The 14,709-nt window shown below is 35.1% G+C and carries 14 protein-coding genes; 8 read left to right on the plus strand and 6 right to left on the minus strand.

Features of this window, described 5'->3' with window-relative positions:
• Positions 1–35: 35 nt before the first annotated feature.
• The 3 genes from GWR14_RS12535 to GWR14_RS12545 all read right to left on the minus strand — a co-directional run bounded on the left by GWR14_RS12535 (position 36) and on the right by GWR14_RS12545 (position 2,714).
• Complete coding sequence (locus tag GWR14_RS12535) at positions 36–584, minus strand: CopD family protein (protein WP_163409600.1); 549 nt, start codon at positions 582–584, stop codon at positions 36–38.
• A gap of 57 nt (positions 585–641) precedes the next feature.
• Positions 642–1,655 (minus strand): ferrochelatase, encoded by a 1,014-nt coding sequence (gene hemH / locus GWR14_RS12540; RefSeq protein ID WP_163409364.1) that lies wholly within the window; start codon positions 1,653–1,655, stop codon positions 642–644.
• 183 nt (positions 1,656–1,838) lie between these two features.
• Positions 1,839–2,714, minus strand: coding sequence for an AraC family transcriptional regulator (locus GWR14_RS12545; RefSeq protein WP_163409365.1), 876 nt, complete (start codon positions 2,712–2,714; stop codon positions 1,839–1,841).
• 227 nt (positions 2,715–2,941) lie between these two features.
• On the opposite strand from GWR14_RS12545, the gene hemA reads away from it, so the two are divergent.
• The 6 genes from hemA to hemF all read left to right on the plus strand — a co-directional run bounded on the left by hemA (position 2,942) and on the right by hemF (position 8,379).
• The gene (gene hemA, locus GWR14_RS12550; protein WP_163409366.1) at positions 2,942–4,192 is read left to right on the plus strand and encodes a glutamyl-tRNA reductase; all 1,251 of its coding nucleotides are present in this window, start codon (positions 2,942–2,944) and stop codon (positions 4,190–4,192) included.
• A gap of 105 nt (positions 4,193–4,297) precedes the next feature.
• The gene (gene hemC, locus GWR14_RS12555; RefSeq protein ID WP_163409367.1) at positions 4,298–5,221 is read left to right on the plus strand and encodes a hydroxymethylbilane synthase; all 924 of its coding nucleotides are present in this window, start codon (positions 4,298–4,300) and stop codon (positions 5,219–5,221) included.
• Positions 5,221–5,886, plus strand: coding sequence for a uroporphyrinogen-III synthase (locus tag GWR14_RS12560; protein ID WP_163409368.1), 666 nt, complete (start codon positions 5,221–5,223; stop codon positions 5,884–5,886). The genes hemC and GWR14_RS12560 overlap by 1 nt, the downstream gene beginning before the upstream one ends.
• 103 nt (positions 5,887–5,989) lie before the next feature.
• Entirely contained in the window at positions 5,990–7,015 is a 1,026-nt protein-coding gene (hemE, locus tag GWR14_RS12565; RefSeq protein WP_163409369.1) for a uroporphyrinogen decarboxylase, read from the plus strand.
• Positions 7,016–7,091: 76 nt separating this feature from the next.
• Positions 7,092–7,487, plus strand: a complete 396-nt coding sequence (locus GWR14_RS12570; protein WP_163409370.1) for a hypothetical protein — start codon at positions 7,092–7,094, stop codon at positions 7,485–7,487.
• The gene (gene hemF, locus GWR14_RS12575; protein WP_163409371.1) at positions 7,477–8,379 is read left to right on the plus strand and encodes an oxygen-dependent coproporphyrinogen oxidase; all 903 of its coding nucleotides are present in this window, start codon (positions 7,477–7,479) and stop codon (positions 8,377–8,379) included. Before GWR14_RS12570 ends, hemF begins: the two co-directional genes overlap by 11 nt.
• Positions 8,380–8,435: 56 nt before the next feature.
• Here the strand turns inward: hemF and GWR14_RS12580 are convergent, their stop codons facing one another.
• On the minus strand, positions 8,436–10,211 hold the full coding sequence (locus GWR14_RS12580; RefSeq protein ID WP_163409372.1) for a hypothetical protein: 1,776 nt from the start codon (positions 10,209–10,211) through the stop codon (positions 8,436–8,438).
• 32 nt (positions 10,212–10,243) lie between these two features.
• Positions 10,244–10,876 carry a hypothetical protein gene (locus GWR14_RS12585; protein WP_163409373.1) on the minus strand — a complete coding sequence of 211 codons (633 nt, stop codon included), beginning with the start codon at positions 10,874–10,876 and terminating at the stop codon, positions 10,244–10,246.
• A gap of 225 nt (positions 10,877–11,101) precedes the next feature.
• Here GWR14_RS12585 and hemB point away from each other — a divergent pair, with 225 nt between their 5' ends.
• Both hemB and GWR14_RS12595 read left to right on the plus strand, forming a co-directional pair.
• Complete coding sequence (gene hemB / locus GWR14_RS12590; RefSeq protein ID WP_163409374.1) at positions 11,102–12,094, plus strand: porphobilinogen synthase; 993 nt, start codon at positions 11,102–11,104, stop codon at positions 12,092–12,094.
• 2 nt (positions 12,095–12,096) lie between these two features.
• The gene (locus GWR14_RS12595) at positions 12,097–12,507 is read left to right on the plus strand and encodes a c-type cytochrome (RefSeq protein WP_163409375.1); all 411 of its coding nucleotides are present in this window, start codon (positions 12,097–12,099) and stop codon (positions 12,505–12,507) included.
• A gap of 54 nt (positions 12,508–12,561) precedes the next feature.
• Here GWR14_RS12595 and GWR14_RS12600 read toward each other — a convergent pair whose 3' ends face one another.
• On the minus strand, positions 12,562–14,622 hold the full coding sequence (locus tag GWR14_RS12600; protein WP_163409376.1) for a M13 family metallopeptidase: 2,061 nt from the start codon (positions 14,620–14,622) through the stop codon (positions 12,562–12,564).
• Between the last annotated feature and the right edge of the window lie 87 nt (positions 14,623–14,709).

Here is a 14,709-nt window from a genome sequence, read left to right on the forward strand (position 1 = left end):
GTTATAATTTACCATTAACAATTCACAATTTATCATTATTTCTTTTCTCTAATTCTTTTATAAAAACGAAATCCCAGTATAATTAAAACCGAGAATAAAATAATTCCGATTACGCCGAAAATCCAGTTGATGGCACTTTTTAAAACCACTAAAAATACAACAGCAAACAAAATAATCGTAGCGCCTTCGTTCCATAAGCGCATAAAATTATTCGAATATTTCACCTCATTATTTTGCAGCTGTTTAAAAATCTGATGACATTTTCCGTGGTATAAATACAACAGGAAAACGAAACATAGTTTTACGTGCATCCAAGGCATTTTAAGCCAGGCATTTCCTAAATCGGTGAAGAGCAGCATCCAAAAAGCAAAAATACTCGCCAAAACCGCCGATGGCCATGTAATAATGTACCACAAACGGTAGGCCATAATTTTGTATTGCGCCTGAAGAATTTCTTTTTCCGGCGAAGGTTTTTCACTGGCTTCTATTTGGTAAACAAACAAACGCACAATATAAAACAAACCCGCAAACCAAGTAATTACAAAAATAAGGTGTAACGATTTTAAGTAATTATAGTACTCCATCATAAAGTTTTTTTTCTTTACTCTTTCTTCTAAAGTCTTTGTTCTTTCTTCTATTCTCTATTTAGCCCAGTCATTAATCCAATTCGAAACCGTCTGACACCATTCATCATCATCATTAAGACAAGGAATTGCCAAGAATTCTTCTCCGCCATTTGCTTCAAAATCTTCTTTGGCACGCATGGCGATTTCTTCCAGAGTTTCTAGACAATCAGAAACGAAAGCTGGTGTAACAACTGCCAATTTCTTAATTCCTTTTGCAGGCATATTGTCAATTTCAACATCTGTATAAGGTTCTAACCATTTATCACCTGCCAAACGAGATTGGAAAGTCAAACTGTATTTGTCTTCCGGAAGTCCCAATAATTTAATGACTTGTTTTGTCGTTTCGTAACATTGGTGACGGTAACAGAATTCATGCGCCGGAGATGGCGTGTTACAGCATGAACCGTCAATTTTACAATGCGATTTTGTTACGTCTGTTTTACGAATATGACGTTCCGGAATTCCGTGATACGAAAACAACAAATGATCATAATCAAATCCTACTAAATGTTTCTGAATAGAATCTGCTAAATTCTTGATGTAATCTGGTTTGTTATAAAATGCCGGAACATCTGTAAACTTCATATGTGGAAATTCCTTTTTACGAATTTCCTCTGCTTTCACTAAAATTGTCAAAGTCGAAGCCATTGCATATTGTGGATATAATGGAAAAAGCATTACATCTGTAACTCCTTTGTCGCTCAATTCCTGAAGTCCTTTTTCAATAGTCATGCTTCCATAACGCATTGCCAGCGAAACAGGAACATTTACTAAAGGTTGCACTTTTTTCTGCATTCTTTCTGAAAGAACAACTAATGGTGAACCTTCTTCCCACCAAATTTTTGAGTAAGCATGTGCCGATTCTTCCGGTCTCTTTCTTAAGATAATACCACGAACTAATAATGCTCTCAATAAATACGGAACGTCGATCACGTATTTATCCATTAAAAATTCATCTAAATAAGGTTTTACATCTTTTGGAGTTGGACTATCTGGTGATCCTAAGTTTACTAATAATACGCCTTTCATTATGTATCTTGCTTTTAAGCTTTTATTTGTTTTTAAAATTTCGGCAAAAGTATTTCATGATACTTTATCGAAATATGATATTTATTACTTTTTAATTATTGTGGAATATCTAAAATCAATTTCTCTCGCAGATTCGGGAGATTGAGCAGATTATTTATTTTGTACTAATTCGTGACTAACAAATTAAACATTCGCATTAATCGACATCAAATATTTTTTTGGTGTTGTTCCGAATTTCTTTTTGAATGCAGCTATAAAGTGACTTCCTGTGCTGTAACCGATTTTCAATCCTACTTCGTTTACATTATAAGAACCGCTGTCTAAAAGTTTTCTGGCGAAATCCATTTTGTAATCGAATAAGAAACCATAAACCGTATCGCCATAAATTTGTTTGAAACCCATTTTAAGTTTTTTCAAATTCAGACCTATTTCATCTGCCAATTCCTGTAATCCTGGCGGTTCGGCCATATTGGCAATTACAATTTCCTTTGCTTTTCTGATTTTCAAAACATTGTCCTCATCAATCAAAAACGGACATTGTTCTGCGTTTGGATCTTCGGTTCTGTTGAAATACAGACTTAATAGTTCGTATCCTTTTCCTTTATAATACAGGTTTTTTATGGATGGATGAAGGTTGTAATGAAATAACTGACTCAGCACAATTGCCATTGATGGACTGATGTTTCCTTCGTTATAATACTTCTTATCCTTATTGTCTGGACTTAAAAAAGTAATATAATCGGCTTCGGCAGAAAATAATGCGTGAAATTTTTTGATCGATACTATTACTGAAATCGCCCACGAGTTTGGAGCGAGTTCTAAATTAAGAGGTAATTCTTTCTGCGGATTATACAAAAGCAATGATTTTTCTTCTTTTAGTTCTAAAGCATAAGTGCCCTGATTGAACAAAAATCTGGCATTGCCTTTTATCCCAAAATGAAACTGTATCAGGCCTGTACCTACAATTTCATACTGTGCAAAAAATGGTTCGGCACCGTCGTTTTGAAAACGGATCAGCGTAAAGTCGTCTTCAATTTTTATAATTTCCTGAGAACCCATAGCGATATTTTTTTGAAACGAAAATCAAAACAAAGTTCAAATGTTATTTAGAACGACTCTAAACTAATCCTTTCTAATGAGTTGATTTTGCTACAAAAGTAGTCCTTTTTACTCAAAAACACCTATTTAGGTTCAAAAAAACATACAGCGACATAAAAAGTACTTTTAGCGTTATTTTTATCAATGGTATAGTAATAATTTTGTTGCACTTTTATGAAAGTGAATTTATGGAAAACAATACCGTACCGAAACACCTTTATTTTTACTCAGTTGGTCTGAGTTATAAAAAAGCTGATGCTGAGGTCAGAGGTCAATTTAGCTTGGATGCCGTTGCAAAGACTCGTTTGCTGGAACAGGCTAAAAACGATGGAATAGAAAGTTTAATAGTAACTTCAACCTGCAACAGAACCGAAATTTATGGTTTTGCAGAGCACCCTTTTCAATTAATCAAATTGATTTGCGACAACAGTAATGGTTCTGTTGACGCTTTTCAAAAAGTGGGTTTCGTTTACAAAAATCAGGAAGCAATCAATCACTTATTTCGCGTAGGAACTGGTTTAGACAGTCAGATTTTAGGTGATTTTGAAATTATATCTCAAATTAAGACCAGTTTTATCCATTCAAAATCTTTAGGTTTAGCGAATGCTTTTATGGAAAGACTGGTAAATGCAGTTATTCAGGCGAGCAAGAGAATTAAAACTGAAACTGAAATCAGTTCCGGTGCAACTTCGGTTTCTTTTGCATCGGTACAATATATCCTTAAAAATGTTGAGGATATCAGCAACAAAAACATTCTGCTTTTCGGAACCGGAAAAATTGGAAGAAATACTTGCGAAAATCTGGTAAAACATACTAAAAACGAACATATTACTTTAATCAACCGAACGAAAGACAAAGCTGAGAAACTGGCTGGAAAACTAAATTTGATTGTTAAAGATTATTCGGAGTTACACCTAGAACTTCAAAAAGCCGATGTTGTCGTTGTAGCAACAGGTGCACAAAACCCAACTGTTGACAAAGCAATTTTGAATCTTAAAAAACCGTTGTTGATTCTGGATTTATCGATTCCGAAAAATGTAAATGAAAACGTAGAGGAATTAGAAGGCGTAACTTTAATCCATATGGATTATTTGTCTCAATTGACGGATGAAACATTGGAAAACAGAAAATTACACATTCCGGCAGCTGAAGCCATCATCGAAGAAATCAAAGAAGAATTCATTACCTGGATGAAAGGGAGAAAGTTCGCTCCAACAATTAATGCGCTAAAAGAAAAATTGAACGCTATTAAAATATCGGAATTGGATTTTCAAAGTAAAAAAATTGCTGATTTTAATGAAGAGCAGGCTGAAATCATTAGTAACCGAATCATCCAGAAAATCACTACTCATTTTGCAAATCATTTAAAAGACGATGATACCATGGTCGATGAAAGCATTGAATGGATCGAAAAAGTCTTCAAAATAAAAGCATCTTAAATAAAAATTTAAACCATATAAGTTATATAAGTTCATTTAAAAACTGTGTTTTACCCAAACTACTTAAATTTACTTATATAACTTATATGGTTCAAAAAACAAAACATGGCTGAAAAAACAATCAGAATTGGAACGCGTGACAGCGAATTAGCACTTTGGCAAGCACATACTGTCGAGAAATTACTAAACGATTTAGGTTATAAAACCACAATTGTTGCGGTAAAATCTCAAGGTGACATTATTCTGGATAAGCCACTTTACGAATTAGGAATCACTGGAATTTTTACTAAAACGCTTGACATCGCCATGATTAATGGTGACGTTGATATTGCAGTACATTCTATGAAAGATGTTCCTACTTCTTTGCCAAAAGGAATTGTTCAAGGAGCTGTTTTGCCAAGAGCCAATGTTCTGGATATTTTAGTTCATAAAGGAAATCCTGATTTTGCGAACCCAAGCACGATTGCAACCGGAAGTTTACGCCGTCAGGCGCTTTGGCTGAACAAATACCCAAATCATACAGTAGTGGATTTACGTGGAAACGTAAACACTCGTATGCAAAAGCTTCAAGACAATAATTGGGACGGAGCTGTTTTTGCAGCTGCAGGTTTGGAGCGCATCAACTTAAAACCTGAAAATTATATCAATTTAGACTGGATGATTCCAGCACCGGCTCAAGGCGCAATGCTTGTAGTGGCAATGGAAAATGACAATTATACATTGGATGCACTTTCTCAATTAAATGATATCGAAACGGAAATTTGTACTTATATCGAACGTCAGTTTTTAAGAACGCTTGAAGGCGGATGTACTGCACCAATCGGATCTTTAGTTACCTATAACGAAGATGAAGACACTTTGCATTTTCAAGGAGTTTTACTTTCTATTGACGGAAAACAAAAAATTGAAATCAATAAAACGGTCGATATTTCGGAGTGGAAAAAATTAGGTTTCAACGCAGCTCAGGAAATCTTGAATAATGGCGGAACTGAATTAATGAAGCAGATTAAAGAATCCCTGAAAAAATAATGGCAAATCCAGTTCAAATAGTATCTACTAAAATATTATCACCTCTTCATAAACAAGAGCTAATGAAATATGGCGTTGAATTAATCGAAGCCGATTTCATTAAAACCGAAAACAAACCTTTCGAATTAAAAGACCTAAACGAAAGTCTGATTTTTACGAGTCAGAATGCTGTTCATAGTGTTTTATCCAATCCCAAATCAGTAGAATTAAAAAAGAAAAACGTGTATTGCGTTGGACTTAAAACCAAAAATCTTTTAGAAGAAAACGGTTTTAATGTTGTGGCTTACACTGGTTACGCTTCAGATTTAGCAGAAATTATCACTTTGATTTACAATAGTGAAAGCTTTACTTTTTTCAGCGGAAATTTAAGAAGAGATACTTTGCCAGAAGCTTTAAAAGAAAACGGAATTAAATTCAATGAAATTCAGGTTTACGAAACTACGCTTCAACCTCAGAAAATAAAAGTAAATCCAGAAGCGATTTTGTTTTTTAGTCCGTCTGGAGTTAAAAGTTACCTGAAACACAATACCATAAATAAACAAATCTGTTTCTGTATTGGTGATACCACTGCAGAAGCCTTATCAAAAATCACAAAAAACATCATCGTCGCAGATCAACCCACAATTGAAGACGTGATCGAAGATGTAATTCACGAATATAAGTAATATATAGCAAACCCGACAGGTTTTAAAAACCTGTCGGGTTTAAATAATTAAATAATAAATACCTACAAGGTTTTGAAAACCTTGCAGGAAAAACAAATAAGAGATGTTAAAAAACGACCTATTTTTAAAAGCATTAAAAGGAGAAACAATACAGCGTCCACCGGTATGGATGATGCGTCAGGCAGGAAGATATTTACCAGAGTTTAGAGAACTTCGTGATAAATATGATTTCTTTACGCGTTGCGAAACGCCAGAATTAGCTGCAGAAATTACAGTGCAACCAATTCGCCGAATTGCTCCTGATGCTGCAATTTTATTCTCAGATATCTTGGTTGTGCCTCGCGCAATGGGAATTTATGTAGAATTGAAAGACAATTTAGGTCCTATTATTCCAAATCCAATTCGCACAATGGAACAAGTAAATCAAGTTTTTGTTCCAGATGTAAACGAAACATTAGGTTACGTTTTTGACGCTGTGAAATTGACTAAAGAAATGCTGAACGATGAAGTTCCTTTAATTGGTTTTGCAGGTTCGCCTTGGACCATTTTCTGCTATGCTGTTGAAGGAAAAGGTTCTAAAAGTTTTGATACAGCAAAAGGATTCTGCTTTTCAAACCCGGTTGCAGCGCATACTTTATTGCAAAAAATTACAGATACTACCATTTTATACTTAAAAGAAAAAGTAAAATCGGGTGTAAATGCCGTTCAGATTTTTGATTCTTGGGGAGGAATGCTATCTCCTGTTGATTATCAAGAATTTTCATGGAAATACATCAACCAGATTGTTGACGCTTTAGCGGATATTACTCCGGTTATTGTTTTCGGAAAAGGATGCTGGTTTGCTCTTGGCGACATGGGTAAAAGCCGTGCTTCTGCTCTTGGAGTAGATTGGACTTGTTCTGCAAGAAATGCTCGTTATTTGTCTGGCGGAAACATTACGTTACAAGGAAATTTTGATCCATCAAGATTGCTTTCTCCAATTCCGACGATCAAGAAAATGGTTCACGAAATGATTGATGAGTTCGGAAAAGATAAATACATAGTAAATTTAGGTCACGGAATTTTACCAAATATCCCTGTAGATCACGCAAAAGCGTTTATTGACGCGGTGAAGGAATACGGGCAATAATAGTTGATAGTTTATGATTGATGGTTGTTGGATAAAATGACTATCAACCATAAACCAGCAACCAACAACTTATAAAATGCTCAACAAAGGTCTAAGAGACGAAGAAAAAATAAGAATCGATAACGTCCTCAAAACGTTACGAACTCTTGTTTATGTCCCTTATCCTTTAAACAATCTGGAAAAGGAAAACATTGAAAACCAATTAAAAGAAATTGGGTTAAACCTCGAAACTTTGTCTAACCAAACTAATGAAGATTTAATCACATTATTAATACGTCTTCATTTTGATTGGGAACATTTAGAGCAATTCGGAGATGTTTTAGTCGAATTTTCTAAAGAAGAAAATTATAATTTTGAAGATAAAGCTTTGGCTGTATACCAATATATTCAAGCTGAAAGCAAAGCTTTTTCTTTTGGGATTAATGCTAAAATAGCTTCGGTGAAGGCCAAAAATAATTACAATGAAAGATAAATTTTACGCATACATACAAAATTTACAAGACCAGATTTGCGCTGGATTAGAAGCTGTTGACGGAACTGCAAAATTCCGTGAAGACTTATGGAAACGTCCTGAAGGCGGCGGCGGAAGAACACGTGTTATTGAAAACGGAGCTGTTTTCGAGAAAGGTGGTGTAAACATTTCAGCCGTTCACGGAAAACTTCCTGAAACCATGCAAAAAATGTTCAATGTTGGAGAGGCTGATTTCTTTGCCTGCGGATTAAGTTTGGTTCTTCATCCAAAAAACCCGATGGTTCCAACCGTTCATGCAAACTGGCGCTATTTTGAAATGTACGATGAGTCTGGAAATGTTATCCAACAATGGTTTGGCGGTGGACAGGATTTAACGCCTTATTATTTGTTTGAAGAAGATGCAAAACACTTTCATCAAACGTGTAAAATTGCCTGCGACAAACATAATCCGGATTTTTATCCGAAATATAAAAAACAATGCGATTCGTATTTTTGGAATGCACATCGTAACGAAGCCCGCGGACTTGGCGGTTTATTCTTTGATTATTGCAAAACAAATGAGCAAATGTCAATGGAGAACTGGTACGATTTTGTAACTGAAGTTGGAAATAGTTTTCTTGAAGCGTATGTTCCAATTGTAGAAAAAAGAAAAAACCTTTCTTATACGCCCGAAAACAGAAACTGGCAGGAAATCCGTCGCGGTCGTTATGTTGAGTTTAATCTGGTCCATGATAAAGGAACTTTATTCGGTTTAAAAACTAATGGAAGAATCGAAAGTATTTTGATGAGCCTTCCACCGCACGTACAATGGGTTTACGATCATCACCCGGAAACAGGAAGTGAAGAGGAAAAATTAATAAAAGTATTGGAGAATCCTGTAGACTGGATTTAATCCTTTACAACAAGACATAAAAAAGCCCTAAAATTGATATTTAGGGCTTTTGCTTTTTATTTATTTAATTCGTCAATTAAATCCAATGTCTGCAGAATAATATTTTTGTCTGCTTTTACTGAATTTAATTTTAACTCAAATTTCAGCTTATTATCAATCAGTTTCTTGGCTGAATACAATGTAACGTCACTGAATTGCTGCGCCAGACGATTCAGGACTTTAAGTTCAGATCCTTTAGCTTCACCTGAATTAGAATAAGCTGTTACTAATTTATCGATGCTTATTTTAGCCGAAATATAATTCTGCTTCAATTCTTTTTTAACTTCCTTAGAAAACGAATTGTCTTTTGGATAAATAGCGTCAATATTATTCCCAACAATTACGACATCTTTTTCCTTAAAAATAAACAAACCACCGTATTCCTGAGTTCCTTTTATTTCGTAATAATTCCCTTTTTGAATTAATACGTTTTTGCGAACTCCCAATTGAATCAGTTTATCAGCAAAAGTAGGATGTGTTGAAGTAAAAATTACTGAAAACTGCGGTATTGCTTTTTTTATCGTTTTCACAACCTCCTTTGATTCATAATTTTCATCATATTCAAAAGTTTTTGTGGTAACCTCCTTTTCGGTGACATCATAAAGAAACATGCTTAAATCACCGTCAAAAAGAGTCGCTGTGGCTTCTTCATCAATAATTGTCGAAATCAAATCGGTTACAACACCAATATCTTCTTTCAAAATATAAGGATTGTTGAAAACCTCGGCACTCAAAGTCGGAAAACTATTCAGCATTTCCTTTGTATTAAAATGATAGGTCAAATAACCAAGCGGTTTTTGAGCAGGAAAATAATTAAAGATGTTTTTATTGACTTTTCGATTACTGATTTTACCCACCAAATCGGCGATTGGTTTAGTGTATTCTACAATTTCCTCGATTCGCGCATTATCATTATCAAAATAAAAATTGACATTCACACCTTTTACAAAATTGCCTAAGTTCTTCTGACTTGGTAAAAATTTATTATACGTCGTAAACTTTGCCAAAGCCATATAAGCCGAATTAAAGCTGCTCATTGCTGTACCATAATCAACCCAACAGGAAATATCCGCATTTTCATGAACTTTGTCTGAAGACGGAACCGTAAAACCATTTTCAAAAAGCAACTTTATAAATCTGTTTTGACTGATAGCCTGAATGCTGTCAAAAGCAGTCTGTTCTTTTTGAAAATTAGCGTAATAATTATCTGTGTACGCAGTATCTACAACAGGCTCTTCAATTGTTTCCACTACCATTTCTGTTACCGGAGATTCCGCTACCACAGCTACGGTATCATCTACCACAGGTGGTGCCAAAGCATAATCATTATATGAATATTTTTTTGTTAAGCCGAAGATCACCAAATAACTATCATTCCAGGCAACGGTTGTCTTTTTATCTGCTGAATTATAAACTGAATACTGACCAAAATCTTCAATCAGTAACTTTGAAGATGAAGCATTTTCCTGATCCTTTTGAATTAAAAAGTTCTTAATGTCGCCTCTGCTTTTTATCGGAATTGTAACCTGATAATACGGTATGCTGTCTGAATAATTTCCATGAACAGTTATTTTTTGGTCTAATTTTATAAGATCTGCATATTCATTGACGTCCAGTTTCATTTTCTCTTTCGCATTTTTTAAGAGAGAATGATTTAAAACCTCAGCAACATTAACTTTTTTAGAAAGCTGACTGCCATTAAACTGAACAAAATAATCCTGCTTTTTAGGAAGTGACTGACTATAAGTCAAACCGAACGTAAAAAGAATTAAAAAAGTAAAAATTTGTTTCATTGTAGATGTTTGAAAATATTATTTGATAATAATTATGGAATTAACTGAATGTTGTTATTCATTAATGATGATTTTTTAAGCACACTGTACATACTCTGCTTCAAAAAAACAGTCTTTTTATTTGGGGAAATTTTGCAATTGGTATTACTTGCTGTTACTATATCACGGTCAAAAGTATAAATAGATATGATGTTGGCTTTTTCCAGATCTTCCTTTTTCTTTTCATCCTTCAGTAAGTTTTCCGGAATTGGGTACGATGCAATTCTTTCGAAACTCCTGGAGTCGGCCGTAAAATGAATCTGATTTTTCTGTTTGTTTAAAGTATTTACAACTTCATTTAGGGCTTTCAGGTTTTTATAATCTAATTTGATAATAAAAACATACCGGTCAAAATCGGTTTTGGTTGATACATTCGAAATTCCTTCCATTTTTGAAACTTTCGATTTAAAATCATTTAGTTTCTGTGCAATTTCCTGTTCATTCGGGATTTTCACGCCATCCACTTCTTCCAGCCAGATAGCCGATTTGGTCTTTAGCCATGATTTCGAAAAATCAACCATCAAAGTGTATTCACCACTCTGATCGTCATGATGTTTAATTCTTTCTGTTATCTCAAAACAGCTTGTTAAGAGCAGACAGCAGCATAATACAAATATTTTCTTCATTTGGGAGATTTAAATTTGAAAAAACATTCCGTAAGAAGATTCTTCATAGAAGTTTAAAAAAGCGATACGAATTTAGATAATATTAACGAATTCTACCGCATTGCTGACTCTTTATTTGGCCGTTTTTTCTTTAACTTTGCGGCACTTATTTTAATTTCACTTTAAAATGAATATGAACTATTTACAGATAAATATTCGTTTTAGATTTTATAAAAAAAACACTCTATGTTCCCATTACAAAGAAACCGCCGTTTAAGAACCAATGAGTCTATTCGTTCTTTAGTTCGTGAAACCAGTTTAAGTCCACAGGATTTTATGCTTCCAATGTTTGTGGCTGAAGGAAAAGATGTAAAAGTCGCCATTCCGTCTATGCCCGGAATTTACCGTCACTCTTTAGACAATACCATCAAAGAAGTAAAAGAAGCCTGGGATTTGGGAATCAAAGCAGTGAATATTTATGTAAAAGTAAGCGACCACCTAAAAGACAATAAAGGTGTTGAAGCCTGGAATAAAGACGGATTGATGCAGCAAACTATTCGAGCCATTAAAGATGCTGTTCCGGAAATGATTGTAATGCCGGATGTCGCTTTAGACCCGTATTCAATTTACGGTCATGATGGAATTATAGAAAACGGTCAGTTGATCAACGACGCAACAGTTGATGCTTTGACACGAATGAGCCTAAGCCACGCAGAAGCCGGGGCCGATTTTGTAGCTCCAAGCGACATGATGGACGGAAGGGTTTTGGCCATCAGAAAAGCTTTGGAAGAAAATGGTCACCACAACGTGGGGATTATGAGTTACAGTGCTAAATATGCTTCAGCTTTTTATGGACCGTTTCGTGATGCATTGGATTCTGCTCCTGTAGACTCTCAAAATATCCCAAAAGATAAAAAGACTTATCAGATGGATTATGCCAACCGAATTGAAGGAATTCGTGAAGCATTATTAGACGTTGAAGAGGGTGCAGACATCGTTATGGTAAAACCTGGAATGGCTTATTTGGACATTGTTCGTGAGGTAAAAAATGCCGTTCATGTGCCGGTTGCTGTTTACCAGGTATCTGGTGAGTACGCTATGGTAAAGGCCGCAGCAGAAAAAGGATGGCTGGATCATGACAAAATTATGATAGAGCAACTTTATTGCATTAAGCGTGCAGGGGCTAATATTATCTCTACCTACTTCGCAAAAGAAGCTGCTGTAATTCTAAATAAATAATCATGAAAAAAATAATACTTTTAGCGGCCATGATAGCTTTATCATCTTGTAAAAAAGAAAGTCAGGAGCCATTTGGTAAAAACACAGAAAATGCGACTGAAACTTATTCTGAAGGAGAAACTGCTGCAGCCAAAACACCTGAAGATTTAGGAAAAGAAATTTTTGAAGGAAAAGGAAATTGTATTTCCTGCCATCAGGTGGATCAAAAAGTAATTGGTCCGAGTATTCAGGAAATCGCCAAAATCTACAAAGACAAAAAAGGAGACATGGTTACTTTCCTGAAAGGAAATGGTGAACCAATTGTAGATCCTGGTCAGTTTGCTGTTATGAAAACCAATTTTCCGGTAACACAGGCAATGTCTGATGAAGAACTAAAAGCAATTGAGACTTATATTTACAGTCATTTGAAATAATTATAAACAAAACGGCGCTGAAATTCAGCGCCGTTTTTCATATTCTTTATCCCCTTACCAGATTTTAACTCTCTTCTCTGGTTCAACATACATTTTGTCGCCTTTTTTGATATCGAAAGCCTTATAAAAAGCATCAACATTCTGAATTGGAACAACAGCTCTGTACATTCCCGGAGAATGCGGATCTGTTTTCACCTGACTTTTAAGAGCTTCATCTCTTGATTTTGTTCTCCATACAGTCGCCCACGAAATAAAGAAACGCTGTTCAGGTGTAAACCCGTCAATTAGTCCCGGATTTCCATTAGCTTTCAAATACAATTGTAAACCGTCATATGCGGCATTGATTCCACCCAAATCTCCAATATTTTCACCTAAAGTGAATTTACCGTCCACATGGATTCCAGGTAAAGGCTCCAATGCACTGTATTGATCTGCCAAAGCACCTCCAAGAGCCGTAAATTGTTTTAAATCATCTGCTGTCCACCAGTCAACAAGGTTTCCGTCTGCATTGAAACGTGCTCCGGAATCATCAAAGCCATGTGAGATTTCATGACCGATAACAGCTCCTATTCCACCATAATTTACAGCTTCATCAGCCTGGTAGTTATAAAATGGAGGCTGTAAAATAGCGGCAGGAAATACAATTTCATTATAAGACGGATTAAAATAAGCATTTACAGTTTGCGGAGACATTCCCCACTCTGTTTTATCAACCGGCTTTCCAAGTTTTGCAAGATTTTCTGAGTATGCCCATTTTGAAATGTCTTTCATATTATCAAAATAAGTTCCGCCTTCAGAAACGTTTTTGAGCTCTAATTTTGAATAGTCTTTCCATTTATCCGGATAGCCAATTTTAATTGTAAGTTTTTTCAACTTTTCGATTGCTTTAGCTTTAGTTTCATTAGACATCCATGGCAAAGCATTGATTCTGTTTTCATAAGCCAGCATTACATTTGCAATCATGCTCTTTGCTTTTTCTTTAGCTTCAGCCGGAAATAATTTCTCCACATACAGTTTTCCCAAAGCTTCTCCGGTTGCACCATTGATAACCTGCAAAGCCACTTCTTCACGAGGGCGCTGTTTTAAAGCTCCTGTTAAGGTTTTTCCGTAGAAATCAAAATTTGCATTTTCGATATCGGTACTTAAAGTTGAAGCAGATTTGTTTAGTAAAGACCATTTTAGATATTCTTTCCACGCTTCAACTTTCTTTTCAGTAAAAGTTTTTTCTAATGCAATCATGTAACGAGGCTGAGCTACATTCACAGTGTCTAATTTCTCCATACCTACTCCGGCAAAATATTTATCCCACTGAATAGAAGGTGTGTTCTTTTTCAAATCAGCAACAGCAGTTGGATTATATTGTTTTCTACGGTCTCTTCGTTCTACACGATCCAGTCTTGGTGCAGACATTTCGATTTCTAAAGCCAGAATTTGTTTGGCACTTTCTTTAGCCTTAGCAGGAGATTCGCCAATAAACTGTAACATTCTGGCAACATGAACTTCATATTTTTCGCGTTTTTCCTTTGAGTCTTTATCATCTGAATTGTAATAATCCTTATCAGACAATCCTAAAGTTCCCGGACTCAGAGAAACCGTATTCTTATTACTGTTTTTAGCATCGGCTCCAACAGACACCCCGAAAAAACCTGTCCCGCCCTGTGACTGCATTTCGATTAAATAATTTTGTAAATCTGCTACATTTTTAATAGCATCAATTTTTTTCAAATAAGGCTTAAGCGGTGTTATACCTCTTTTGTTTCTCCCAACAGTATCCAGGATTGTATTGAACAAAGCAATAGCTTTACCCTGATCTGTGTTCGATTTGTACTTCGGGTTTTTCGAAGCTTCTTTTAAAATCGCTAATGAATTATCATCTGTTTTCTGACGTAATTCATTAAAACTTCCCCAGGCATTTCGATCACTGGGAATTTCGGTTTTATCCAGCCAGGTTCCGTTTACATATTGGAAAAAATCTTCTTTTGGGCTAATCTCTTTTTTCATAAAAGAAGTATTAATCCCGGGTTCTTTTGGTCTTGTGTTTTGAGCTTCAGCAGCTGCAAACGAAAGCATTGCAGAAAAAGCATAAAACATAGGTGTAGTAAGCACTTTTTTCATTTATATTTAACTTTTTAGAGTTTCTGCAAACGTATCGCTAATATTTCATTCTCTATGTTAAAAATTCAGCTAATAATTTATTAAAGA

Origin of the sequence: Flavobacterium ajazii, assembly GCF_010614725.1 — a bacterium.
Lineage (GTDB): Bacteria > Bacteroidota > Bacteroidia > Flavobacteriales > Flavobacteriaceae > Flavobacterium > Flavobacterium ajazii.

Coding starts and splice junctions, on each gene's coding strand:
- GWR14_RS12535 (WP_163409600.1), bottom strand. CDS start 584: ATGGAGTACTATAATTACTTAAAATCGTTACACCTTATTTTTGTAATT.
- hemH (WP_163409364.1), bottom strand. CDS start 1,655: ATGAAAGGCGTATTATTAGTAAACTTAGGATCACCAGATAGTCCAACT.
- GWR14_RS12545 (WP_163409365.1), bottom strand. CDS start 2,714: ATGGGTTCTCAGGAAATTATAAAAATTGAAGACGACTTTACGCTGATC.
- hemA (WP_163409366.1), top strand. CDS start 2,942: ATGGAAAACAATACCGTACCGAAACACCTTTATTTTTACTCAGTTGGT.
- hemC (WP_163409367.1), top strand. CDS start 4,298: ATGGCTGAAAAAACAATCAGAATTGGAACGCGTGACAGCGAATTAGCA.
- GWR14_RS12560 (WP_163409368.1), top strand. CDS start 5,221: ATGGCAAATCCAGTTCAAATAGTATCTACTAAAATATTATCACCTCTT.
- hemE (WP_163409369.1), top strand. CDS start 5,990: ATGTTAAAAAACGACCTATTTTTAAAAGCATTAAAAGGAGAAACAATA.
- GWR14_RS12570 (WP_163409370.1), top strand. CDS start 7,092: ATGCTCAACAAAGGTCTAAGAGACGAAGAAAAAATAAGAATCGATAAC.
- hemF (WP_163409371.1), top strand. CDS start 7,477: ATGAAAGATAAATTTTACGCATACATACAAAATTTACAAGACCAGATT.
- GWR14_RS12580 (WP_163409372.1), bottom strand. CDS start 10,211: ATGAAACAAATTTTTACTTTTTTAATTCTTTTTACGTTCGGTTTGACT.
- GWR14_RS12585 (WP_163409373.1), bottom strand. CDS start 10,876: ATGAAGAAAATATTTGTATTATGCTGCTGTCTGCTCTTAACAAGCTGT.
- hemB (WP_163409374.1), top strand. CDS start 11,102: ATGTTCCCATTACAAAGAAACCGCCGTTTAAGAACCAATGAGTCTATT.
- GWR14_RS12595 (WP_163409375.1), top strand. CDS start 12,097: ATGAAAAAAATAATACTTTTAGCGGCCATGATAGCTTTATCATCTTGT.
- GWR14_RS12600 (WP_163409376.1), bottom strand. CDS start 14,622: ATGAAAAAAGTGCTTACTACACCTATGTTTTATGCTTTTTCTGCAATG.